We start from the raw sequence: 21,602 nt of genomic DNA, 5'->3' as shown, positions 1-21,602 counted from the left end.
CCCTTCTCTATAGTAAGTCTTTTTTCTTTGCCAATATGATGACGCGTTCAATACCCGCATAATCCTTATGAATGGATTGAACAATCAATGGCGATGACAAGACCAATTGCTGAATATCCCTCGCTTGCCCCTGACCAATCTCGATAGCCAAAAAACCATTATCGTTTAAATAAGCCGCACTATTTTTAATCAAATGACGGTAAAAGTTTAAACCATCCTTGCCGCCCGCTAGAGCGTTCACGGGTTCCCGGCGAACTTCCGGCTCCAATGTTGCAATCACTTCATCAGGAATGTACGGCGGATTGGACAAAATAGCGTCAAACGTTCCTGTCAGAGGCTCTGTCATATTCCCTTCTAAGAACTCTACTCTCTCTCTAACAGCATGACGCCTTGCATTCTGCTGCGCCACAGCAAGGGCCTCCTCCGAAATATCGACCGCAACGCCTTGAGCATCTGGCAGTAAGTGCAACAGACTCACGATAATAGCTCCGCTGCCTGTCCCCACATCAGCCAAGCGTGGCTCGCGAAGAGGAGACAGTAATTTTTGCGCCGTTTCTACTAGGATTTCCGTATCTGGCCGCGGTATTAACACATGAGGCGATACAATAAAATCTAACCCCATAAATTCTTTCCTGCCAATAATATAAGCGACAGGTTGGCGCAGCGCCCGCTCCCTGACAGCTTGACGAAACTTTTGTAATTCCTCACTTTGCAAAGGCTGATCGAAATGCACATACAAGTGAATACGGTCGGTTTTCAAGACATGGGAAAGCAGTACTTCCGCATCAAGGCGTGGTGAAGCCACGCCTTTCTCGGTAAAGTACTGCTTAGTCCATGATAAAATACGGCTAATCGTCCAACACTCCGTCGCCATCACTGCACCTGCTTGAGCCGCTCACTTTGATCCGCTGTAATGAGGGCGTTAATCAACTCGGTTAAATCACCGTTCAAGATAAAATCCAACTTGTGCAAGGTAAGCCCAATGCGGTGATCTGTTACTCGGCCCTGCGGAAAATTATAGGTTCGAATACGTTCGCTACGATCGCCTGTACCGACTTGGCTTTTTCGTGCCTCAGCCACTTCCGCATGCTGCTGTGCCTCGGCCTGCTCTAGTACCTTAGCCCTCAGTACACGCATGGCTTGTTCACGATTTTTAAGTTGTGACTTTTGATCTTGACAGGTGACAATAATCCCTGTTGGCAGATGAGTAATACGCACAGCCGACTCCGTCCGGTTGACATGCTGTCCACCTGCGCCGCTGGCACAATACGTATCAATCTTAAGCTCCGTTGGATTAATATCGATGTCCACATCTTCTGCTTCAGCCAGTACTGCGACAGTGACTGTAGACGTATGAATACGGCCACCCGACTCTGTGGTCGGTACACGTTGTACACGATGAACACCACTTTCAAATTTTAAACGGCTATAAGCTCCATCGCCTTCCAGGACGAAGACGACCTCTTTAAAGCCACCCAAATCAGTGGGACTAGCATCCAATATCTCGACCCGCCACCCCTGTGTTTCTGCATAGCGCGTATACATACGAAACAAGTCCCCAGCAAATAAAGCCGCTTCATCGCCACCTGCACCGCCACGAATCTCCACAATAACATTTTTATCGTCATTAGGATCTTTGGGCAACATTAAAATCCGTAATTCTTCAGCCAGCACTTCATTTTTTGCTTTTAACTCCGTCAGTTCCTGTTGAACAAGCGACTTAAAATCATCATCCAATTTTTCTTTCAGCATTTCATTCGCATCAACTAAAGACTGTTGTACAACCTTATATTCACGAAATTTAGCAACAATGGGCGCTAATTTTGCGTGTGATCGGGTATGTTTCAACCATTCACTTTGATTGGCTAAAACAACAGGGTCACTAATTAAATTTTCTAGTTCTAAAAACTTATCTTCAATGGCCTGCAATTGTTCAAGCATGGTCATCCACCTTTGTTTCTGAGGATAAATAATTGGCTGGGTTTACGGCTGTAAGTGCCGCTACGGCAACTTCAATTTGATCATCACTCGGTTCTCTTGTCGTTAAATTTTGCAGCCACAGACCAGGCGTAATGGCAATGGCCACCCAGCGTTTTTCACTGCGTCCGGCAAAGCGAATAATCTCATAGGCAATGCCTGCCACAACGGGCAATAAAATTACGCGGGAAACAATACGTTCTAACAAATTGGGCCAGCCTAAAAAAGCAAATAGCACAATACTCACAATCATGACAATGAGCAAAAAGTTCGTTCCACAACGCGGATGAAGCCGACTGTAAGGACGAATATTTTCAGCTGTCAGTTCAACGCCTGCCTCATAGGCAAAAATCGTTTTATGCTCGGCACCATGATATTCAAATACCCGCTGAATGTCCCTCATGCGCGATATGCCAAAAATATAAGCAAAGAAAATAACCAAACGAAGCATTCCTTCCAGCAAATTGAGCAAAATGGGATCACTAATAGAGGTATGAATGGCTTTCGCCGCATAAGTCGGCAAAATAACAAACAAACCAATGCCAAGGACAAGCGCAAAAACCATCGTCATAGCAATTTCTTTATCAGACAGTTCTTCGCCTTCTTCTCCAGCGACTTGTGCCGAATAAGAAAGTGATTTCAGTCCATAAACAAGTGACTCGACGAGGGCAACTACGCCGCGTATCATCGGTTTTTTCAAGAGTGGATATTTATCTGCGACAGATGAAAGAGCTGATTTATCAATAGCAATGGTACCGCCTGGCTCCCTGACAGCTGTTGCGATATACTTAGGACCCCGCATCATGACCCCTTCAATGACAGCTTGACCGCCAATCGATACTTTTTGTTTCACAGGCTACCTCCTGATTGATTTCAGTATATAAATACAGCAGAGCATTTCTGCTCTGCTGGACCTATTGTTCTTATTTACCATAACGTTTATTGAATTTCTCAATTCTTCCGCCAACCGCTGCATTGCGTTGTTGACCGGTATAGAAAGGATGGCATTTAGAGCAAACGTCCACGCGGAGTTCTTTTTTTACAGAACCAGTGATAAACGTGTTTCCACAGCCACACACGACTTTGGCTTCCCCAAAGTTAGGATGAATATCTTTCTTCATCGCTTATTGCACCTCACTTTTTACTATCACGTTCTTTGACGTAATATATAGACTACTACAGTTTTCTTCTAAGAGTATAGCACAACAAAATAGGTTACGCAATATTTTCGTAAATGATTTCACCCTATCACTTCACTCGTCCTTGGACACATAATGACTAAAGCTACCTATCACAAGATGACTGTCTGAGCGTCCAAGGCGTTCAATAAAATTGCATACACCGAGACTAGGCGCAGCAGACTTCGGCATGATATTCCAAAAGGCATCGGGATCCAAATTAAGATTACGTAATTGTATCATATCAATCTTTGTTTCCCGTACAAAATTCTCCCAAGCCATCACTTCGTCTTGACGGTCGTTCAGACCTGGGAAAGACAACATATTAAGTGAAACAAAAACGCCGTGCGCTTTAGCATAGGCAATAGATTTTTTCACGTCAGCCAGGGTATAATTGCTACGATAATAGGCTTGATAAGTTTCTTCAAGAGCACTAATAATGCTGACACGCATATGCTCAAGGCCCGCATCAACAATGGCCTTTATGCCTTCAAAGAAACCGCCGTTCGTATTGATATTAACCACACCTTGATCTGTCGACTGACGGATCATCGTGATAGCAGAAGCGATGACCTCATAGGCAAGAGCCGGCTCGCCTTCACAGCCTTGGCCAAAACTAATCATCGGCTCATGCGAAGAAGCTAAATGATAGAGACCAATTTCCGCCACTTCAGCAGCCGTCGGACGAAATTCAATCCGGCTCTGGGGCGACGGACAACACTCCGATGCCTGAAGCGAAATACAGCCAAAACAATGAGCATTACAAGAAGGCGATGTAGGAATACCGGCCTCCCAGCGATGGTAAAAAAAGTTTTGTGCCGTACAACAATGCCAGGTCAACGAGCAGTGCGCCAGGTGCTTCACTAGACGGTTGCCCGAAAACTCCCGCTTGATGCGTGCCACCTTATCCTTGAGGGATTTTGTATTGTAATGATAAGGATGCCACTTTTCATTGTCATCACTTTTCACAGCTGCAACATAAATCGCATCATTGACAAGCGCTGTAGCAGTATAACCATAAAGAGGCAGAACAGGCGCATCATCTTCCTTAAAAAAAGCTGGCAAATAAGTCCGTGTATAACCAACCGGAAGCATGGCCGCCACAGCTAAAACTTTATCTGGCAAAGGCATTACTTTTCCCTGTTCATCAACATACACGGCCTGTCTATCTGGCAGCAGCATGAGTTCAGAGCCTTCAGGCAAGGGAATAAGATCTTTTTTTAATAGCGGCACAAGTCGATCACCGATACGCCCTGCCGCAGGATAGCCGGGAGCATCAAATATTTCGCCGTCCTTGTCAGCAAACAAAGCAGTTACCATATTATCACCTATTTATTCTTATTGAATTGATTCATAGCCGGAGCAATTCCATCGGTTAGCCAAGCTTCAGTCGCCAGAACCGCCTGTCCAATAGCATCCCGAATTAAGGGGGCTTCTTCGGTTGTAAAAGGCGTAAGCACATGATCAACAACAGGCCGCATGCCACTTGGATGACTAATGCCAATTTTGATGCGGGAAAGAGTGTCCTTACCCAAGTGCAAAATAATTGATCCCAACCCGCGATGTCCACCTGAAGTACCCTTAGCCCGTAACCTAAGCTTTCCCACAGCTAAATCAAGATCATCATATATAATGAGGATATCTGTTTCAGTGATCTTGAAAAAACGCGCCAAAGCACTGACAGCAACGCCGCTGTTATTCATAAATGTCTGCGGTTTCACAAGTAAAATGCGTTCACATTTAAAGCGATAATCAGCTACAAGTGCTTCTTCTTGAAATTTCCAATCGGTTACTCCCCATTTCAGAGCCAATTGCTGGAGTACCATAAAACCAATATTATGACGCGTAGCCGCATATTCAGAGCCTGGATTTCCTAAACCAACAATAAGTTTCATGTCATCACCTATCATTTAGCCTCACAGCTATAGTCCCTTTATTGTAGCATATCCCTGCAAATAAAAAAAACGTTCACGTTTCATAATACACCTAGCAGATACAAAAATCGTATTACTATCAGTAGAGAAGTCAAGTATAATGTAGAATGATGTGAAAAAGCAAGGAGTGATCTGCCTTTGGCAGTCACTCCTTGTTATGTCTCTTCGTTTATTAAGACAAACAATCAATCATCAAAAAGTTTGCTGACAGAAAGTTCACCAAAAATGCGAATAATCGCTTCAGCCATAAGCGGTGCTACAGAAAGCACTTTAATCTTATCACTGTGTTTATCTTTCGGCAAAGGAATGGTATTCGTAATAATTAATTCCTTCAAATTCGAGTTATTAATCCGCTCAACTGCCGGATCGCTCAGCACACCGTGCGTACAACAGGCATAAACGCTTTTAGCTCCCATCCGCTCCAAAGCTTTAGCACCTTCAGTCAGAGAACCAGCTGTATCGACAATATCATCGACAAGAACAGCATTCTTGCCTTCCACACTGCCAATCAAATTCATGACTTCAGCAACACCTGGCTCTGGACGCCGTTTTTCAATAATGGCAATCGGAGCTTCCAGACGATCGGCCAATTGTCTAGCACGTGTTACGCCGCCAAGATCTGGCGAAACAACAACAAGATCTGTTAATTCTTTTGATGTAATATAATCAGCTAAAATCGGGCCGCCTGGTAAATGATCAACAGGAATGTCGAAAAAACCTTGAATCTGTCCAGCATGAAGATCCATCGTAACGACACGCGTTACGCCGGCAGTTGTCAGAAGATTGGCCACAAGCTTAGCAGAGATCGGCTCCCGACCACGTGTTTTGCGATCTTGTCTGGCATAACCATAGTAAGGAATAACTGCCGTAATATGATTGGCTGAGGCCCGTTTTAAAGCATCTACCATAATAAGCAGCTCCATGTAATGATCATTGACTGGTGAACACGTAGGCTGAATGATAAAAACATCTGTACCACGTACACTTTCATCAATCATGACCTGAGTTTCGCCATTGTTGAAATGCCCCACAAAAGCGTCTCCTACGGAAATCCCTAAACATGCTGCTATTTCTTCAGCCAAAGGCTTATTGGCGTTGCCGCTGAAAATTCGCAGCCGTTTGCTATCTTCTAACATCGTTGCTAACCCCCATCATTTTACTTTCACTTGTTTTTAATTCTATCAACCCAACCAGCTAAATTGTTCTGTCTGGCCCGTGCTACACCCAGCGCCTGAGCTGGAACATTTTTTGTAATTGTTGACCCAGCCGCCACATAAGCACCGCGTTCAACAACTACGGGTGCTACGAGATTAGCGTTACAGCCAATAAAAGCATCATCTTCAATGGTTGTACGATGTTTGTGCACCCCATCATAATTCACCGTAATGGTGCCTGAGCCAATATTCACTCTTTCCCCCATGTCTGTATCGCCAATATAGCTCAGGTGAGGAAGCTTGCTTCCCTTACCAATCATGGAATTTTTGACTTCAACAAAATTACCTACTTTGACACCTGATGATAAATGCGTATTCGGCCTGAGATGAACATAAGGACCCACAATAACGTTCTCCTCAATAACTACTTCATGAGCATAACTGAAATGAAAAATTACGCCACTTGCGATTTGGCTGTTTTGAATCCGCGAATTAGGCCCAATTTCACAATGACTGCCAATTTTCGTGTTACCCTCAATCCAGGTAAAAGGATAGATGACCGTATCCGTACCAATCGTGACTGATTCGTCAATAAAAGTACTGTTTACATCCATGATAGTTACGCCCTGATCCATAAGCTCTTTTAATTTGCGCCGCCGTAATATCAACTCGGCCTCAGCCAATTGACTCCGCGAATTAATGCCGAGTGTCTCTTGGTAATCTTCCGCAGACACGGCTGCCACTTTCATCCCGCCTTTGACGAGAATGGAAATGACATCGGTTAAATAATATTCGCCTTGTGCGTTGTCACAAGTAAGTTCCCTCAGCGTACTAAGGAGTACCTGCTGATCAAAACAATAAATCCCGGTATTGACTTCTTTGATGGCTAACTCGTCTTGTGAAGCATCTTTTTGCTCCACAATCTTGAGTACTTGTCCCGTTTCATCACGAACTACCCGGCCATATCCTGTGGCATCAGGCATAGTAGCCGTAAGAACCGTAGCCTGAGCAACCTGTTCTTCATGTGCTGCAAGCAGCTTACTTAATAGTTCATGAGTCAATAGCGGCGTATCACCACAAAGTACCATGACTGTCTTGCTTTCAGCTGTCAATAAAGGAACAGCTTGCAAAACGGCATGTCCCGTACCCAATTGTTCCTGCTGAACAACAAATTCAGCTTGTCCAGCCAGTGCCTGTTGTACCTCATCAGCACCAAATCCGATGACAACAATATTCAATGTTGCCCCGGCATCTGTGGCAGCATCAAGGACATGCTGAACCATGGCCTTGCCACCTATTTTATGCAGCACCTTCGGCAAAGTAGATTTCATGCGCGTCCCTTTGCCTGCGGCAAGAATAACTGCGGTGCAGGAAGGTTTCGTCATAAAAATTCCCCCTGACAAACAAAGATTCCTAAAAAGGACATAAAAGTTGCTTTTCGACATAAAACACAATATTCCTCCAAAAGAATATTACAAATATAACAAAATTTAATCGGCTATGGGCTGAATATCTATTCGTTTATTATGTTCATCTACACCCTGTAAGATAAGCAACGCCGTATATTTTTCAACCAATTTCTGTATAGGCTCCCTCGTTGCAACAAGAACACCAATACCAACCGTCTCTGCCCCCACTTCGCGCGCTAAATCAACCATCCCGCGAGCCGTACCACCTGCTTTCATAAAGTCATCAATGATTAGCACGCGCGAACCACTTTGAATAGCCCGCCTAGGTAGCGACATGGTTTGAATGCGATGGGATGAACCTGTCACATAATTAATACTAACAGCCGATCCTTCTGTGACGCGACTACCACGGCGTACAATGACAAGTGGCACATGAAAAGCTCTGGCAGTCATAAGTGCCAGGGGAATTCCCTTGGTCTCGACTGTCATAATATAGTCCGGCTTAGTCTGACTAAACTTGGTAAGAAAAATTTCGCTCACCGTTGCCATAAGCGACGAATCAAAAAGTATATCAGACATGTAAATAAAACCACCGGCAATAATACGGTCTGACTCTCGAAAATGCCTAGCCACAGTTTCTAAACAAGTATGAATAGAACTTACCGATTGATAAGGAAGATACCGAACTCCGCCTGCAGCACCTGATACTGTTTCTAATGTTCCCATATCAAACGCAACTAACGACTGCTTAATTGTCAGGACATCTTCGCTCAATGTTGATTTTGCCGCATCAAATAATCCGTTAAAATAACTCAAGGAAAACAAACGATGCGGGTGATCGACAAGTACCTTCGTAATCGCAATCAACCGATCAATTCTCCGTACTTTATCCATAAAAAGCCCTCCATTTGGCAAAAACCCGAACATTATGGTGAATTTAATTATTTTTATTCACTTTCTCTGTTATTATACTAAATCCTGCTTACTTATGCTGACATACAAAAAAAGTAGCACGACAAGACGTGCTACAAAAAAAAAGTGAATTCAACTCTCATTCTAAAAAACTCCGCACAAGCATGAGATCACTGGGTTTATCCACATCTAGTCCCACCTCAGCAAAAGGAGACCGAATAACCGCTCCACGAATATGTAAAAGCTGCGAAACTCGCCGTTCAACCGTTTTTAGTTTGAGCTTCCCAAACAAAAATTGAAGAACAAATAGGATTCCAAGAAATTGACATAATTTAAATGGCTTTTTACGATTTTCCAAGATATACTCGGCTTGCTTCAAACAAGCGGGAACAATCCTGGGATCCACCAGAAAAATATTTCCGCCTGTAAACGCCCCCTCTTTTAATCGCACATAGGTCCGCTCATTACCAGGATAACAGTGTTCACTGCACTCTTTTTCCACAATAGGATAATAAAAATCAGCCTCATTCTTTTGGCAACTCTGCAGAAAATGCCGTACTGCCTCTTCCGTAATAAGAGGAATATCGCAAGTAAGAACAAGCGTCTTTTTTGCTTGATCCACAGCAGCCATTCCTATTTGGATGGTTTCTAGCAGTGATTTACCGCCCTGAATCAGTATTGAATTTTCTGGAAAGTTGCAGTGTGAAAGCTCAGCCCGAGGACCAACAATAAAGATTCGTTCCACAAATGGGCTATTCGCCAAGATATCGGCCACATAAGTCACCATGGGCCTTCCGTCAATCTTTATAAATGCCTCGTACGTTTCACCAGAAAGTTCATGAAGACTCTCGCTTGTTTCACCACCAGCTAAGATGAGGGCATCTACCATGAAACGCGATTCCTCCTTCTACCCTACACCTTCCGCCGATTATTCATATCGAGCAGTAAAGTTTGTTCTGAATTTTCCATATGTTGTCGTGCCAATTCCTGTGACAAATCGACGTCACGTGCTGCAATAGCTTCAACTAAGCGGCTGTGTTCTTCCAATGTATTTTTTATCCGACCAGGAACAGCCATGGAAATGGCCCGAAACCGGGTAATTTGTTCCCGAAGGTTGTTAATAATCCCCACAAGTCGGTCATTACGACAGGCACGGTATAAAATATCATGAAACTGACTATCAAGCTCCACAATGGGTTCTAGTTCGTTTTGATCGACACATTCACCAATTTGCACCAAAATGCGTTCCATTGTTTCCAGTTCTTCATCTGTAATTCTTTCAGCTGCCAAACCCGCTGCAAGCACATCAAGAGCCGTACGAATTTCAAAAACTTCATTAACATCTTTTATTGATAAATCCGCCACATAGGTCCCACGCCTTGGAATCATAATAACGAAGCCTTCCAGTTCTAACTTGCGAATGGCTTCGCGCACAGGCGTACGGCTCACGCCCAATTCTTCAGCAAGCTGAATTTCCATAAGCCTTTCACCTGGTTTAAGTACACTGCTCACAATGGCCTCGCGCAAGGTTTCACTAACTACTTCACGCAATGGTTTATAGCTGTCTAGTTTTATTGGCAATAAACGTCTCTCCATATTCATTCTTCTCCCTTGTAACGGTTTTAGTCACATCAACAAATAAGGCCGCCTCGTTTTCTAAAAGCGCTTTAAGCGCCTGGGCGGTTTCTTGAGTACTCGTCAAAGCAAAAATTGTTGGTCCACTACCAGACATTAAACTCGTCAGCATACCAAATCCAGCCATTTTTTCTTTCAATTGAACCAGTGATGGATGTGCTGAAAATGTGACGGCTTCCAACACATTACCACAACAGGCAATGACGCCTGATAAATCTTGTTTTTCCAGAGCCGCCACGAGTGAGGGAATGTCAGGATGACTCATAACATTCCGAGGTTCATAATGCCCATAAACCCAGGCCGTCGACACATCCATCGCTGGCTTAGCCAGCACAACATAGCAAGAAGGAAGGGCAGGAAGTTCTACAAGCTGCTCACCTCGTCCTGTAGCCAGCTGTGTCCCCCCAGCCAGGCAAAAAGGAACATCTGAACCAAGCTGTGCACCCAACTTACTGAGCTCAGCAAGTGATAAGTGCAATTCAAAAAGTTCGTTCATCCCCTTGAGCACAGCCGCTGCATCGGCACTCCCCCCAGCAAGACCTGCAGACATAGGGATTTTTTTATGCAATATCATGGATACACCGGTAGAAATAGAATAAGTCTCTTGGAATAACTGCGCCGCTTGATAAGCCAAATTCGATGCACCCACAGGAAGTTCTTTCCGATCCGTTACAAGCTCAATCCCCTGCTTCTTTTTCGTCAGTGTCACTGTATCGTACAAGTCAATGGACTGCATGACCATCTTGACTTCATGATAGCCATCACACCTTTTATAAAGCACATCAAGAGCTAAATTAATTTTGGCATAAGCTTTTTTTATAACCATCTGTTTCCCCTAATCATTCATATCTTGTAAGATTTTTTCTTCATTCTTGGAAAAGATCCGATCAATATCCAACAAGATAATCAGCCTACTATCGAGTTTTCCCACACCTTGAATATACTTGGAATCAATCGCAAAAGCCTGCGGCGGCGGCTCAATACTGTCTGACTGCAAACGAATCACTTCTGTGACAGCATCTACAATGACGCCAAGTGTTTGTCCTTGAATCTCTACAATAATAATACGGGTGTCATCCGTATGCTCCTTTAAAACCAAGGAAAAACGCTTTCTTAAATCAATAACAGGAATAATACGCCCACGCAAATTAATAATTCCTTCCATAAAAGCTGGTGTTTGCGGTAGCTTGGTAATGGGCACAAGACGGTTAATTTCTTGGACTTTAGTAATAGGAAGGGCATACTCTTCAGTTGCCAAAGTAAAAACAACCAATTGTAATTCTTCATTAACTGTACGTTCGTCCATAACAGCACCTCCACTTTTTACTTTGTTTTTAATATTCTACAAGTCAGCGGAAATGCCTTCTAATGGCTACAGTTTTACAAATAAATTCTAAAAGGTTTTGCCACTTGCTGCCACAAATTGATCATTTGGAAGAGTTTCAATGCCTTGCTGAGGTCTTTTTTCGGCTATTTGTCGTTCGAAATCATCGATAACATCATTGACAACGCGATATTTTTCATAGAAAACGACAATAAGATCGCCATGTTGTGCTATCATCAGTGCCTTGCGTACAGCTTCGGCCTCAGAATAGATAATATCAATATTGCCTAGTGTACGTTTTGCGCTTAAAACCCCCGCTTTAAGCAGCGCCGCCACTTGTCCCCTCTCACGGCCCCTTAAATCAGCATCTTCTTTAATAATAATGTGATCAAAACCGCGTCCCGCACTGTTACCCATACTTACAATACAGCTGTCCGGCCTGTCACCAGGAGCAGCAATAACGCCAATTAAGCGTTTGGCTCCGAGCTTTTTGACTGTTTGAATAAGAGCAGCATAACCGGCTGGATTGTGCCCATAGTCAACACAAACTCGAATGCCCCCAATGTCTCTAATCGTAAGCCGCCCGGGATTCTTTTCAAAGGTACAGAGACTTTGCTTAATAGTACGGCGAGAGATTTTTAATGCTGATGTAACAGCAACTGCAATCATAGCATTCTGAATATTATGAACAGCAGCTCCGCCCAGTGTAACTGGAATATCTTTCACGCGAACAACAGGCTGGGACCTCGCACCATTTGCAGCGTAGATCACGCCGTTTTTTACAAAAAAAGTCTTGCCTCCCACGCCTAAATGACGACGAATAATAATATTATCGGCTTCAAGGCTAAAATAGATAATCGGTGCTTTTATGCGTGACGCTAGTGAAACAACCTGAGCGTCATCGGCGTTGAGAATTGCATACCCTTTCGCCTGAGTTCGCTCCAATATGAGTGACTTAATATAAGCCATATCCTCCAAACTATCAATCCCATACTGACCAAGATGATCTTCCGTAATGTTCGTCACAACACCCACATCACAGTAATCAAAAGCTAAGCCCGCCCGAAGAATGCCCCCCCTCGCTGTCTCAAGGACAGCTGCCTCAACAGTAGAATCGCTCAGAATAATTTTAGCACTTGCCGGCCCAGTTGTATCTCCTTCAATAATACATTGTCCATCAATATAAATACCGTCTGTCGTTGTCATGCCAACGTGTAACCCTACTTGCATCAAAATATGACTGACCATCCGGGTCACTGTGGTCTTACCGTTTGTCCCTGTAATGGCCACAATGGGAATACGACCTTGGTCACCTGCTGGGAAAAGATAATCTAAAATGGCCCCAGCTACATCGTGCGGTTGGCCCTCTGATGGATAATGATGCATTCTAAGCCCCGGCGCTGCATTGACTTCAATAATAGCCCCACCGACCTGGGTTAAAGGCTGCGATATATCTGTTGTGACAACATCTACACCTGCTACATCAAGACCAATAATTCGCACGGCTCGTTCTACACTAGCCACTATCTCAGCATGAACCTGACCTGTCACATCACAAGCTGTTCCACCTGTGGAAAGATTAGCATTTTCCCTAATAACAACAACCTGGCCTTCGCTTGGAATGCTTTCTATGCTAAGTTGTTGCTTGGCCAGAGTCACGAGAGCAATGGCATCAATTCTAATTTTAGTCAAAACCTGCTCATGATCTTCGCCGCGTTCTTGTCGACTATTTTCCTGATCAACAAGCTGCTTAACGGATAACTTTCCATCCCCAATGATTTGTGCTGGAAGCCGTCGGGCCACAGCAATCACTTTGCCATGGACAACACAGAAGCGATATTCCTGGCCTGGAATAAATTCTTCTATCAAAACATTTTCATTAAACTGAGCTGCCACATGATAAGCACGGCTAATTTCAGCAACTGAATGCATATTAAGTGTCACGCCCTTCCCTTGATTACCATCTAAGGGCTTTAGGACAACAGGACAGTGAAAGGAGAGAAAAGCTGATTTTGCCTCCTCCAGGTTACTTACGACCATACCATCAGGCACAGGAATACCATTATCCCGCAGTAATTGGTTCGTCAGAAATTTATGACAGGCAATATCTGTAGCAATACTTCCTGTCTGCCCCGTTACAGAGGCCCAAATACGCTGTTGCTTATTTCCGTAACCGAACATGTAAAGACTATCCCCATCAAGACTTGTAACAGGAATGGCCCGTGCTTTCGCTGCATTGACAAGGGCTTGCGTACTTGGTCCCAAGCGGGACTTTCTGACTACGTCCTTTAGCTCATTTAAAACAGTTTCTCCATCAACAGACCGCCCTTCGGCAAGGGTATTAATGATAAGCTGGCTATAATGAGCTACAGCTCGTCCTACTTTCATTGCACTGCAGCCATACACAACATCGTAAACACCCTTTCGCTCTGTACTGCGTGTTTTACCAAAAGAAATGTCATAACCCATTAAATTTTGCAGTTCCAATACGACATGTTCAAAAACATGGGCAAGATAGGTTCCTTCCCTGAGGCGTTCAACAAAACCACCAGCATAGCCTCTGGAACATTTATGTTCCTGGAGGGTAGGCAGCAATTCCAATAAACAATCAGTAAAACCCGCTATCTTTTGAGTTGGTAAGTATTCATAGCGCCCAATATCAACAGTCACCTTCGCAACAGGCGAATAGCTGTAAATATTAGGACCTTCAAAATATCGGAAGGATAGAATACGCATCAATAGCAACCACCTTTTTTAAGAGTTACAAGTAAAGGGCATGCGCCGTTTCAAATCAAAGCCAAAACCAGACGGTAAAATGTGTAGCCGAATATTTGTAATTGCCAGAGGGTCATGCAGATTTGATTCTGAAATATTGGAATGAATAATATGTTTTCCATCAACAATCGTCACAGTTTTCGAGCCAATAACCTTTCCTGTGGCATTATCCGAAACAACGAGGGCTGTATCTTCATCAATGCCGATGCCAAGAACAAACGGATTTTGAGCAACAGCCGAAAGGAGCCTATTGATTCGGCCCCTTTGGGCAAAATGTTGATCAATAACAACTTCTTCTAATAAGCCCATACCATGAGCCATAGCTAATGTCGACTTCTGAGCTGATTCATTGGAGTCGCCTTCAACAATCATGGTATCGCTCATAACAGATGCCCCGGCACTTGTTCCGGCAATAATATTTCCCTGCTGATAACAACGCCTGATGGCTGCATCGACTTGTGACCCGCCCAAAATACTTGTCAGCCGCAATTGATCGCCCCCCGTAAAAAAGACACCTGTCGCTTGATCAATGTCCTCCGTTAAGTGCAAATCATTGGCTGATTCACGGTCATCAATATATAATACAGCTGCCGTACGCGCGCCAAAATCTAAAAATAGCGTTCGATAGATATCCCCTAATTCACGTGGGAATTCGCTGGCTGTTGTAATTAAAACAATGCGCGCTTCCCTGCCGCCGGCCAGTTTGAAAAACTCTTTGAGTATGAGGCACTCGCCCTCTTTATCTTCGTTTCCCCCAATAATCATAAGATTACCTGAAACTTTTTCACCCATGGACAACCTCCAAATTGATAATCTGAAACTATTTTTGCCAATAAGCCCCTGCTTTTATACAAAACAATGTAAATTCACACTTTTTTGCGTTGCAGCATATACTAGTGCAGCACAAAATCTAAGATAACGGAGGGCTCAATATGCTTGTACGAATCATTTTCCCGGAGGCAAAGCTTACAAGTGACTGCCTGATATTCAGACAGCAGCCTGCCTTAATGAAAGAAATCCAGCAACTACTCCAAACAAAAAAATTCTATCACGGACAAATAACAGGCTTATGCGACGCAGAAACGCTCTCAGCCATCACGCAATTCCAAGAAAGAGAAGGACTAAGAATAGGAACAGTGACGGCGCTAACACTGTGTCGCTTACTTCCTGCTGTTACTCAGTCTATTGCCCCACAAACACAAACGAGGCGTGCCAAGGGACCGTCATCACCTGCCCATATTTTGATACAGAAGGGCCCACGGCAGCTCACGCTCTTTAACGGTAAAACACCTATTCGAACCTATCCTGTTGCCATAGGCAAACCAAGCACCCCGACGCCAACGGGCAACTATGCCATTGCTTCAAAGGTGCTTAACCCAGGTGGCATGCTCGGCTCCCGCTGGATGGGTCTCAATTTCGATACTTATGGCATCCACGGAACAAGCAAACCGTAGATATAAAAACATGATAAAAATATTTCTAGCCAAGTTCCTTGTTTGCTTAGAAATTCTAATGGGACAAAAAAATGACTGAACCCTATTCCAGCCACGAAGGGCCGGTAGTGTCTCAGTCATTTTTTGTAAGAATAAGATTTAATTAGGCCCCAAAGAATCATATGAAAGTCCCTGCTTCAGCCTAAACAAGGCGGAAGAATTTTCGCCTTAAATTTAATCGTTATTATCTTTATCAGAATATCGACAAAGGTCTTGATAATTATAAGGCTTTACAAAAATCCACCCAACTAAAGTTCCAAAAAAAATTGCTAATATTAATGCCAATAACATCCTATACACCACCGTTGATTATATCCAGATTATAGAAAACAAAAGACTTATGCCACTTTACGTAACATAAGTTCCACGTTGAACCTCATACATGATTTATTTAGTAATATACACGGAATTTATTTCAAATGCAACCATTTGCTTTAAAACACGACAAAAGCCCCTGATTTGCCATAATCGCCGGTTCATTATGCCAGAATTATAATATCCTTCACAGCAATATTCATTGGCCAAACCTCATCACCCCTTTCAAATTAAACTCTATATTTTGATTAAAGACACCACCTTTGCAAACAATACGTACAGGAGGTGAACTATATTGAAAAAAAACGCCGATAAATATCCCATTACAAAGGGACAACAAAATGTAGCCAAAGACATGCCTTATTGTGACAACACCTGCCAGAAGGAAAAAACAAAACCCGCTAAGAAATAGTCAAAACAGCCAGCGCTTTTTTAAAGAAGCCCTGGCTGTAACAAAAAAAACACCGTCCTTTATCGGAACATACTATCAGGAGATATAAATCCTATTTTGGGATAATCATCTTCATCACATCGTCGGTTATATCTTGTCCACCATAGATGACACTGTTTTTATCTACAATAATCGCTAACCCCTTGGCTTCGGCAATCGACTTCACTGCCGCCATAACTTTGTCATTAATAGGCCCTAAGAGTTCCTGTTTCTTTTGTTCAATCCCCTGTTGTAATTGCTGATAGAACGCTTGTTTATCCGGATCGCTCATTTTAGCACTTTTGGCATCAAAATCATTTTTCGCTTGCCCAAGTGCTTCATTTATAGTTTGTTGTGCCACTACCATATCAGGATGCTGTGATACTAAAAATTGATAGTCCACAACGCCGATAGCAGAAGAGGATTGTTCAGCAGCGTAAGTTGGGCTGGTATTGTAACTAATTATGCCAGCTACTCCCAAGAGAAATAATACGGCTAACATAAACCCTTTTCCTTGTCTTTTAGCATTAACCAATTTTGTTGACCTTCTTCCCCCGCCCTTTAGGCGAATATATAATAAATAACATTATCATGTTATTTTATAATACTATAGCTTTATGACAAATTTATGACAGCTTCGAACTTTCCCTGCTCATCCATAAAAAAAAATCATCTCGAGGACATCAGATGTCCTCGCCTCAAAACCAAAAACCGCCGTATTGGCGGTTTTTTTACGTTTCATTTCTGTTTCTTACGCAATAATTTTTGATACTGATTGAGAATTTCATCAAGTTTTTTACTAACGTCTAATACTTCTGGATCGTTAATACTTTTTTGAGTTGCAACTTCATTCATCTCTTGACGTAATTTCTCCATTATTGCTAAAATATCATAAAACTTATCCATATTTTTCCCTCCCCTCCATGTATTAGACACAATTTAGCAGGAGTTTTAAGAAAAATGTGGATAATAGAGTCGAATTAATCCAAATTATTTTTTTCTAAAGAAAAAAAGAGCCTTGCGGCTCTTAATATCATCAAAATTTATTTTCCCCAGTTTTGTATTTCAATTATATTCCCCTCTGGATCGCATGCATAAACAACTGTTAAAGTACCTATACCCTCATATTTCTGAATAATTAATTCACCAAGCTGCTCTCCGCCATTGTCCAACAACTTTTTTAATACATCCTCCACTGAATCCACATGAAAAGCTAAATGGGTCAAACCTTGACAATTTATAACTGTTTTAGCGTTACTTAGATTGCTTGGTTCATATTCAAAGATTTCCAAGGTCGGACCATCTGTATAACCTGGTAATTTAAGATGCATTCCTCTAATTCGAACATTTTCTATCCCAGTAATTTTATCAATCCATTCACCTGTCAAATTTCTTTCAGGATAAATTGGTTCGCACTGGAAAACTTCAATGTAGAATGAAGCTAAGCTTTTCCAATCCTTTGCAATTATATTCGTATGTGTATATTTAATATTCTGTGACATACGACACCTCCTCTGAATAAGTTTCCTTAACTTAGATCAATTCCTTACGACCACTGCCTAATATCATTATTGTAAAATATTTTTTTACCTGACACCATTTTACCACAGTCGAAGCAAAAAATTGCTTACATCTCCAAGTTCTGTACAGTGATAACTATGCATACACTAGGTACAGGGGGAGATTAGCTTGGCTATTGAAATCATCCAAAATTCAATGCTGTTGATTGTTACTCCGTTAGGAACGATCGCACTCATATGGTTAATCTGCAAGCTATTTGAAGGCCATTAGGCCTTCTTTTATTAGTTGACGAAGCTGCCCCCTACTGTTCCTGTCACGTATTGCTTGTCCATTTTTATTGCAGCCGGTATTAACCGGCATCTTTCGTCGATATTTCAGCTTCTTTTTCTTCTATGTGCTTCATGATAATTTCGGCTAACAACCGATGAAAAGTTTCAATCATCTTCGGAGTAATCGGCATTGAAGAATCCTCCTCAATAATCACTTCACCACCCCCGTAAAATATATGCGGTAAAAGATTGTCTTGTTGATAACAATCAACCTAATAAGTCAAAGCGTTCTAACACGCTTCAACAAACTTTCAGGACTTGGCACTTTGAAAATCTTGAAATATAATGTAACTATACAGAATCATAGCAACGGTGAGGTGACAACATGACTAATGAAGAATTTCAGCATTTAGTATTAGAATCGCTGGGAAATATTGAGAGAGAGCTGAGTAAAGTCCATGCCCAAGAAAAAGAAAACAGTGCTTTTATCAGCGCCCTTACTCATCAAGTTGGAGAACTCGGCACAAACAAAATTTCTATTTCACGCATTGAAGACAAATTAGATAAAATACTAGATTTAACAAATTGTATAATACTGAAAAAATCTTAAAAAATATACGAACTCACTAATAATAAGATTTACCGTAGCAAAAGACACAGCGAACATTAGTCATGCTGTGTCTTTATGTTTATAAAAAAACTGAACCTTATTTTTACAGAGTTAAGCATATCCCTGCGTTTAATTACCCAATAAACAAACATTACTAAAGAAGTGATACTATGGCTAAAGCTATTTATTGCCGCGTCAGCACAGAAGATCAGGCAAAAAGGGGCTATTCGCTTTCGGACCAAGCCGCTGCATGTAAAGCATTTCTAGTCAAGCAAGGTGAAACAAACATTATCGAATACATAGATGACGGTTATTCCGGCGAATTTATCGATCGGCCGGCACTCACTAGATTACGTGATGATGTTGCAGCCGGAAGTATCGAATCGGTTGTCGTTTATGATCCTGATCGGTTGGCTAGAAAATTATCCATTCAGCTACTTGTTGCTGAAGAAATAGAAAAATCAAAGGTAGCACTGCATTTTGTCACAGGGGACTATGATGCAAGTCCAGACGGACGCCTATTTTTCTCCATGCGTGGAGCCATAGCTGAATTTGAGAAAGCGAAGATATTAGATCGGACTCTTCGCGGAAAAAGGAAAAAAGCCTCTCAAGGCAAAATTATTATGGACTTTGGTCTATTCGGCTATGACTATGACAAGAAAAATTGTAGCTATATCATCAACAAAGGGGAATCTGAAGTGGTACAAAAAATTTTTTATATGGCCACAACAAATAATCTAAGTGTGCAAGGCATCCAAAAAGAGTTAAACCGTCTTGTCATCCCTTCCCCTACTGGAAAATATTTATGGCCTACTTCTTCCATACACAACCTACTGACAAATATGACCTATACTGGGACGTTTATCAGTATGAAAAAGCGCTATAAAAAAGTTGGAATAAAAACCAAAATAAAAATGGAACGCCCTAAAGACGAATGGATTAGCATCCCTGTACCGCCTATTATTGACAAAATAACTTTTGAACGAGTCCAGCAGCACCTAAAAGCGAACAAGGCTACTCCCAGAAAACCACTAGCCTATCCTTTTTTACTGTCGGGCATCCTTTTCTGCGGCGTATGCGGATGCAGAATGCTTACGCATCACTGCTTATTTCGGAACGGCACATATAAAGCCTATTATCAATGTGCAACGCAACGTTATGCAAACCGGAGAAACGCTGGCATAACATGTGAAAGCAGGACCTTACCAGCGGATGCTATTGACACTGACCTATGGAACAAGTTGCTGAAAGCAATTTATAATCCAGCTGAGCTAAAGAAATTCATGTCTAAAAATCATAAGAAGGCTGACAATGGCACGGACTTACTACGTCTGATTAGTTTGGAAGGCGAGCTTATAAAACGCCGTGAGACGATTGCTAAGTGGTTTAGACAGCAAATGTTATCTGAAGAAGAAGCGGAAAAGGAATTATCCGAAATTAAGACACAGCTAACAGGCATCCAAGAACGAAAAAATATATTAAAACCACCAGAATCAAAAGAAATGATTGTTACTCCCTCACTTGAGGAAACATTTAACAAGTTACGCCCATTGATAGAATCAGGTAATGAGTTAAACCCAGAAGAAAAGAAGCAAATCATTCATGCTCTCCTTTCCAAAGTAACCATTACACGAACCGACCACCATCAAGGAAAAGGCGCGCGAAAGAAACTTCCTGAATTTAAAATATCATGGGAAACAATCTAAATGTCATGTTCTTATATTCACGTTTTCAGCAAGCCGTGGCTCATCGGTCAGATGGTTTCCAACGGTTGTATCCGCATGCACAATGTCCATGCAGAAGATATCTTTTCCCTTGCGTCACTAGGTACGCCTGTTTTTATCAGGGATTAGACGACAGATGGCTTCACAGATGTCCTCCGCTAATTGACGACGGCAACCAATAAAGTGAGTTAAGGCTGCTTTCTGCTCATTTGTTACCTGCCACTCAGTGGGAATATGTGCCATCATATCCAAAATTTTTTCATCCGGAATCTCGCAAAATCTCGTCACATAAGGAACAAAATCCTGTGGATCAAGATAACGTCTTAACAAAACCCCATAAATTCTAGAACTATTGACTTTAATAAGCTCTTCCATTCGCTTTAGAGCCGTCAATTCCCAGCGCCCACGATAAAACAAATGGGAGTGATCGATAGCATAAATTTTGGCGCCGGCTTCTTCATTTCTTATCAGCAAATTTCGCCGATTATTCGTACGATCCAAATTATGAAAGAGATGATCAAAAAACATGATGCCAGCCATATCCGAAAAATTAACAGCTTTAGCAAGGTTACTTCTGGTCAAAAAATGCGTATGACTGAGAAACCGTGAGGCAAAATGAGGCCCACGGTTTATTTTCTTGTGAAGATGCCGTTCCAAAGAAGCTTTCACATCTTCTGATAAATAAATCAATTCACTCGGCGGAAAACAAAGGTTCATCATTCGCCCTAATTCCTGCGCAATATATTCATTAACAAGCACTTGCCGTCCCATCCGATTATTTTGCAGCTTCACAACATAAGCAAAATCATCATCAGCCCAAACAATTTCAGGACGCGTTACCCCCCTTCCAACAGGCCCAATATATTTTGTTGCTAACAACACAATCTTCACCTACTTTAGATTTATTTGCCACTGCAAATCAAAACAGCACCCGAAGGTGCT

The 21,602-nt window shown here is 42.3% G+C and carries 23 protein-coding genes; 4 read left to right on the top strand and 19 right to left on the bottom strand.

Features of this window, described 5'->3' with window-relative positions; genetic code table 11:
• Window positions 1–7: 7 nt before the first annotated feature.
• The 15 genes from prmC to Ga0466249_RS15800 all read right to left on the bottom strand — a co-directional run bounded on the left by prmC (window position 8) and on the right by Ga0466249_RS15800 (window position 15,090).
• Entirely contained in the window at window positions 8–874 is an 867-nt protein-coding gene (gene prmC, locus Ga0466249_RS15870) for a peptide chain release factor N(5)-glutamine methyltransferase (RefSeq protein WP_215830453.1), read from the bottom strand.
• Complete coding sequence (gene prfA / locus Ga0466249_RS15865; protein ID WP_215830452.1) at window positions 874–1,941, bottom strand: peptide chain release factor 1; 1,068 nt, start codon at window positions 1,939–1,941, stop codon at window positions 874–876. Before prfA ends, prmC begins: the two co-directional genes overlap by 1 nt.
• The gene (locus tag Ga0466249_RS15860; protein ID WP_215830451.1) at window positions 1,934–2,830 is read right to left on the bottom strand and encodes a DUF1385 domain-containing protein; all 897 of its coding nucleotides are present in this window, start codon (window positions 2,828–2,830) and stop codon (window positions 1,934–1,936) included. Before Ga0466249_RS15860 ends, prfA begins: the two co-directional genes overlap by 8 nt.
• 70 nt (window positions 2,831–2,900) lie before the next feature.
• Entirely contained in the window at window positions 2,901–3,098 is a 198-nt protein-coding gene (gene rpmE, locus Ga0466249_RS15855; protein ID WP_215830450.1) for a 50S ribosomal protein L31, read from the bottom strand.
• Between the two features lie 132 nt (window positions 3,099–3,230).
• Window positions 3,231–4,475, bottom strand: coding sequence for a radical SAM family protein (locus tag Ga0466249_RS15850; protein WP_215830449.1), 1,245 nt, complete (start codon window positions 4,473–4,475; stop codon window positions 3,231–3,233).
• An 8-nt stretch (window positions 4,476–4,483) separates the two neighbouring features.
• Window positions 4,484–5,050 (bottom strand): aminoacyl-tRNA hydrolase, encoded by a 567-nt coding sequence (gene pth, locus Ga0466249_RS15845; protein WP_215830448.1) that lies wholly within the window; start codon window positions 5,048–5,050, stop codon window positions 4,484–4,486.
• 224 nt (window positions 5,051–5,274) lie between these two features.
• Complete coding sequence (locus Ga0466249_RS15840; protein WP_215830447.1) at window positions 5,275–6,225, bottom strand: ribose-phosphate diphosphokinase; 951 nt, start codon at window positions 6,223–6,225, stop codon at window positions 5,275–5,277.
• 26 nt (window positions 6,226–6,251) lie between these two features.
• The gene (gene glmU, locus Ga0466249_RS15835) at window positions 6,252–7,628 is read right to left on the bottom strand and encodes a bifunctional UDP-N-acetylglucosamine diphosphorylase/glucosamine-1-phosphate N-acetyltransferase GlmU (protein ID WP_215830446.1); all 1,377 of its coding nucleotides are present in this window, start codon (window positions 7,626–7,628) and stop codon (window positions 6,252–6,254) included.
• A gap of 105 nt (window positions 7,629–7,733) precedes the next feature.
• The gene (purR, locus tag Ga0466249_RS15830; protein WP_215830445.1) at window positions 7,734–8,546 is read right to left on the bottom strand and encodes a pur operon repressor; all 813 of its coding nucleotides are present in this window, start codon (window positions 8,544–8,546) and stop codon (window positions 7,734–7,736) included.
• A gap of 157 nt (window positions 8,547–8,703) precedes the next feature.
• Entirely contained in the window at window positions 8,704–9,453 is a 750-nt protein-coding gene (locus Ga0466249_RS15825) for a nucleotidyltransferase family protein (protein ID WP_215830444.1), read from the bottom strand.
• A gap of 23 nt (window positions 9,454–9,476) precedes the next feature.
• Window positions 9,477–10,160 carry a GntR family transcriptional regulator gene (locus Ga0466249_RS15820; RefSeq protein WP_215830443.1) on the bottom strand — a complete coding sequence of 228 codons (684 nt, stop codon included), beginning with the start codon at window positions 10,158–10,160 and terminating at the stop codon, window positions 9,477–9,479.
• Entirely contained in the window at window positions 10,120–11,025 is a 906-nt protein-coding gene (gene ispE / locus Ga0466249_RS15815; protein ID WP_215830442.1) for a 4-(cytidine 5'-diphospho)-2-C-methyl-D-erythritol kinase, read from the bottom strand. Before ispE ends, Ga0466249_RS15820 begins: the two co-directional genes overlap by 41 nt.
• A 9-nt stretch (window positions 11,026–11,034) precedes the next feature.
• Window positions 11,035–11,505 carry a chemotaxis protein CheW gene (locus Ga0466249_RS15810; RefSeq protein WP_215830441.1) on the bottom strand — a complete coding sequence of 157 codons (471 nt, stop codon included), beginning with the start codon at window positions 11,503–11,505 and terminating at the stop codon, window positions 11,035–11,037.
• Between the two features lie 87 nt (window positions 11,506–11,592).
• On the bottom strand, window positions 11,593–14,259 hold the full coding sequence (gene cphA, locus Ga0466249_RS15805) for a cyanophycin synthetase (RefSeq protein ID WP_215830440.1): 2,667 nt from the start codon (window positions 14,257–14,259) through the stop codon (window positions 11,593–11,595).
• Between the two features lie 18 nt (window positions 14,260–14,277).
• A complete protein-coding gene (locus tag Ga0466249_RS15800; protein WP_215830439.1) occupies window positions 14,278–15,090 on the bottom strand; it encodes a cyanophycinase in 813 nt (270 codons plus the stop codon).
• Between the two features lie 140 nt (window positions 15,091–15,230).
• Here Ga0466249_RS15800 and Ga0466249_RS15795 point away from each other — a divergent pair, with 140 nt between their 5' ends.
• A complete protein-coding gene (locus Ga0466249_RS15795) occupies window positions 15,231–15,752 on the top strand; it encodes a L,D-transpeptidase family protein (RefSeq protein ID WP_246588784.1) in 522 nt (173 codons plus the stop codon).
• Window positions 15,753–16,609: 857 nt separating this feature from the next.
• On the opposite strand, the gene Ga0466249_RS15790 is transcribed toward Ga0466249_RS15795, so the two are convergent.
• The 3 genes from Ga0466249_RS15790 to Ga0466249_RS15780 form a co-directional block, all read right to left on the bottom strand.
• Window positions 16,610–17,071, bottom strand: a complete 462-nt coding sequence (locus tag Ga0466249_RS15790) for an OmpH/Skp family outer membrane protein (RefSeq protein WP_246588783.1) — start codon at window positions 17,069–17,071, stop codon at window positions 16,610–16,612.
• 203 nt (window positions 17,072–17,274) lie between these two features.
• On the bottom strand, window positions 17,275–17,442 hold the full coding sequence (locus Ga0466249_RS15785; protein WP_215830438.1) for an aspartyl-phosphate phosphatase Spo0E family protein: 168 nt from the start codon (window positions 17,440–17,442) through the stop codon (window positions 17,275–17,277).
• Between the two features lie 137 nt (window positions 17,443–17,579).
• Window positions 17,580–18,038 (bottom strand): VOC family protein, encoded by a 459-nt coding sequence (locus tag Ga0466249_RS15780; RefSeq protein WP_215830437.1) that lies wholly within the window; start codon window positions 18,036–18,038, stop codon window positions 17,580–17,582.
• 673 nt (window positions 18,039–18,711) lie between these two features.
• On the opposite strand from Ga0466249_RS15780, the gene Ga0466249_RS15775 reads away from it, so the two are divergent.
• The 3 genes from Ga0466249_RS15775 to Ga0466249_RS15765 all read left to right on the top strand — a co-directional run bounded on the left by Ga0466249_RS15775 (window position 18,712) and on the right by Ga0466249_RS15765 (window position 20,789).
• Window positions 18,712–18,936, top strand: coding sequence for a hypothetical protein (locus Ga0466249_RS15775; protein WP_215830436.1), 225 nt, complete (start codon window positions 18,712–18,714; stop codon window positions 18,934–18,936).
• Between the two features lie 170 nt (window positions 18,937–19,106).
• Window positions 19,107–20,642: a recombinase family protein gene (locus Ga0466249_RS15770; RefSeq protein WP_215830435.1), complete on the top strand. Its 1,536-nt coding sequence runs from the start codon at window positions 19,107–19,109 to the stop codon at window positions 20,640–20,642.
• Entirely contained in the window at window positions 20,643–20,789 is a 147-nt protein-coding gene (locus Ga0466249_RS15765; RefSeq protein ID WP_215830434.1) for a L,D-transpeptidase, read from the top strand. It abuts the gene before it with no gap.
• Here the strand turns inward: Ga0466249_RS15765 and Ga0466249_RS15760 are convergent.
• A complete protein-coding gene (locus tag Ga0466249_RS15760; RefSeq protein WP_215830433.1) occupies window positions 20,760–21,539 on the bottom strand; it encodes a HipA family kinase in 780 nt (259 codons plus the stop codon). The genes Ga0466249_RS15765 and Ga0466249_RS15760 overlap by 30 nt on opposite strands.
• Window positions 21,540–21,602 lie beyond the last annotated feature (63 nt).

Origin of the sequence: Pelorhabdus rhamnosifermentans (assembly GCF_018835585.1) — a bacterium.
Taxonomy (GTDB): Bacteria; Bacillota; Negativicutes; order UMGS1260; family UMGS1260; genus Pelorhabdus; species Pelorhabdus rhamnosifermentans.
Note: the sequence above shows the minus strand (reverse complement) of the source record. Positions and strands in the feature narration are given on the sequence as shown.

Bases quoted from the DNA above. Each gene is read 5' to 3' on its own strand.
- prmC (WP_215830453.1), bottom strand. From the start codon at position 874: ATGGCGACGGAGTGTTGGACGATTAGCCGTATTTTATCATGGACTAAG.
- prfA (WP_215830452.1), bottom strand. From the start codon at position 1,941: ATGCTTGAACAATTGCAGGCCATTGAAGATAAGTTTTTAGAACTAGAA.
- rpmE (WP_215830450.1), bottom strand. From the start codon at position 3,098: ATGAAGAAAGATATTCATCCTAACTTTGGGGAAGCCAAAGTCGTGTGT.
- Ga0466249_RS15850 (WP_215830449.1), bottom strand. From the start codon at position 4,475: ATGGTAACTGCTTTGTTTGCTGACAAGGACGGCGAAATATTTGATGCT.
- pth (WP_215830448.1), bottom strand. From the start codon at position 5,050: ATGAAACTTATTGTTGGTTTAGGAAATCCAGGCTCTGAATATGCGGCT.
- Ga0466249_RS15840 (WP_215830447.1), bottom strand. From the start codon at position 6,225: ATGTTAGAAGATAGCAAACGGCTGCGAATTTTCAGCGGCAACGCCAAT.
- glmU (WP_215830446.1), bottom strand. From the start codon at position 7,628: ATGACGAAACCTTCCTGCACCGCAGTTATTCTTGCCGCAGGCAAAGGG.
- purR (WP_215830445.1), bottom strand. From the start codon at position 8,546: ATGGATAAAGTACGGAGAATTGATCGGTTGATTGCGATTACGAAGGTA.
- Ga0466249_RS15825 (WP_215830444.1), bottom strand. From the start codon at position 9,453: ATGGTAGATGCCCTCATCTTAGCTGGTGGTGAAACAAGCGAGAGTCTT.
- Ga0466249_RS15820 (WP_215830443.1), bottom strand. From the start codon at position 10,160: ATGGAGAGACGTTTATTGCCAATAAAACTAGACAGCTATAAACCATTG.
- ispE (WP_215830442.1), bottom strand. From the start codon at position 11,025: ATGGTTATAAAAAAAGCTTATGCCAAAATTAATTTAGCTCTTGATGTG.
- Ga0466249_RS15810 (WP_215830441.1), bottom strand. From the start codon at position 11,505: ATGGACGAACGTACAGTTAATGAAGAATTACAATTGGTTGTTTTTACT.
- cphA (WP_215830440.1), bottom strand. From the start codon at position 14,259: ATGCGTATTCTATCCTTCCGATATTTTGAAGGTCCTAATATTTACAGC.
- Ga0466249_RS15800 (WP_215830439.1), bottom strand. From the start codon at position 15,090: ATGGGTGAAAAAGTTTCAGGTAATCTTATGATTATTGGGGGAAACGAA.
- Ga0466249_RS15795 (WP_246588784.1), top strand. From the start codon at position 15,231: ATGCTTGTACGAATCATTTTCCCGGAGGCAAAGCTTACAAGTGACTGC.
- Ga0466249_RS15785 (WP_215830438.1), bottom strand. From the start codon at position 17,442: ATGGATAAGTTTTATGATATTTTAGCAATAATGGAGAAATTACGTCAA.
- Ga0466249_RS15780 (WP_215830437.1), bottom strand. From the start codon at position 18,038: ATGTCACAGAATATTAAATATACACATACGAATATAATTGCAAAGGAT.
- Ga0466249_RS15775 (WP_215830436.1), top strand. From the start codon at position 18,712: ATGACTAATGAAGAATTTCAGCATTTAGTATTAGAATCGCTGGGAAAT.
- Ga0466249_RS15770 (WP_215830435.1), top strand. From the start codon at position 19,107: ATGGCTAAAGCTATTTATTGCCGCGTCAGCACAGAAGATCAGGCAAAA.
- Ga0466249_RS15765 (WP_215830434.1), top strand. From the start codon at position 20,643: ATGTCATGTTCTTATATTCACGTTTTCAGCAAGCCGTGGCTCATCGGT.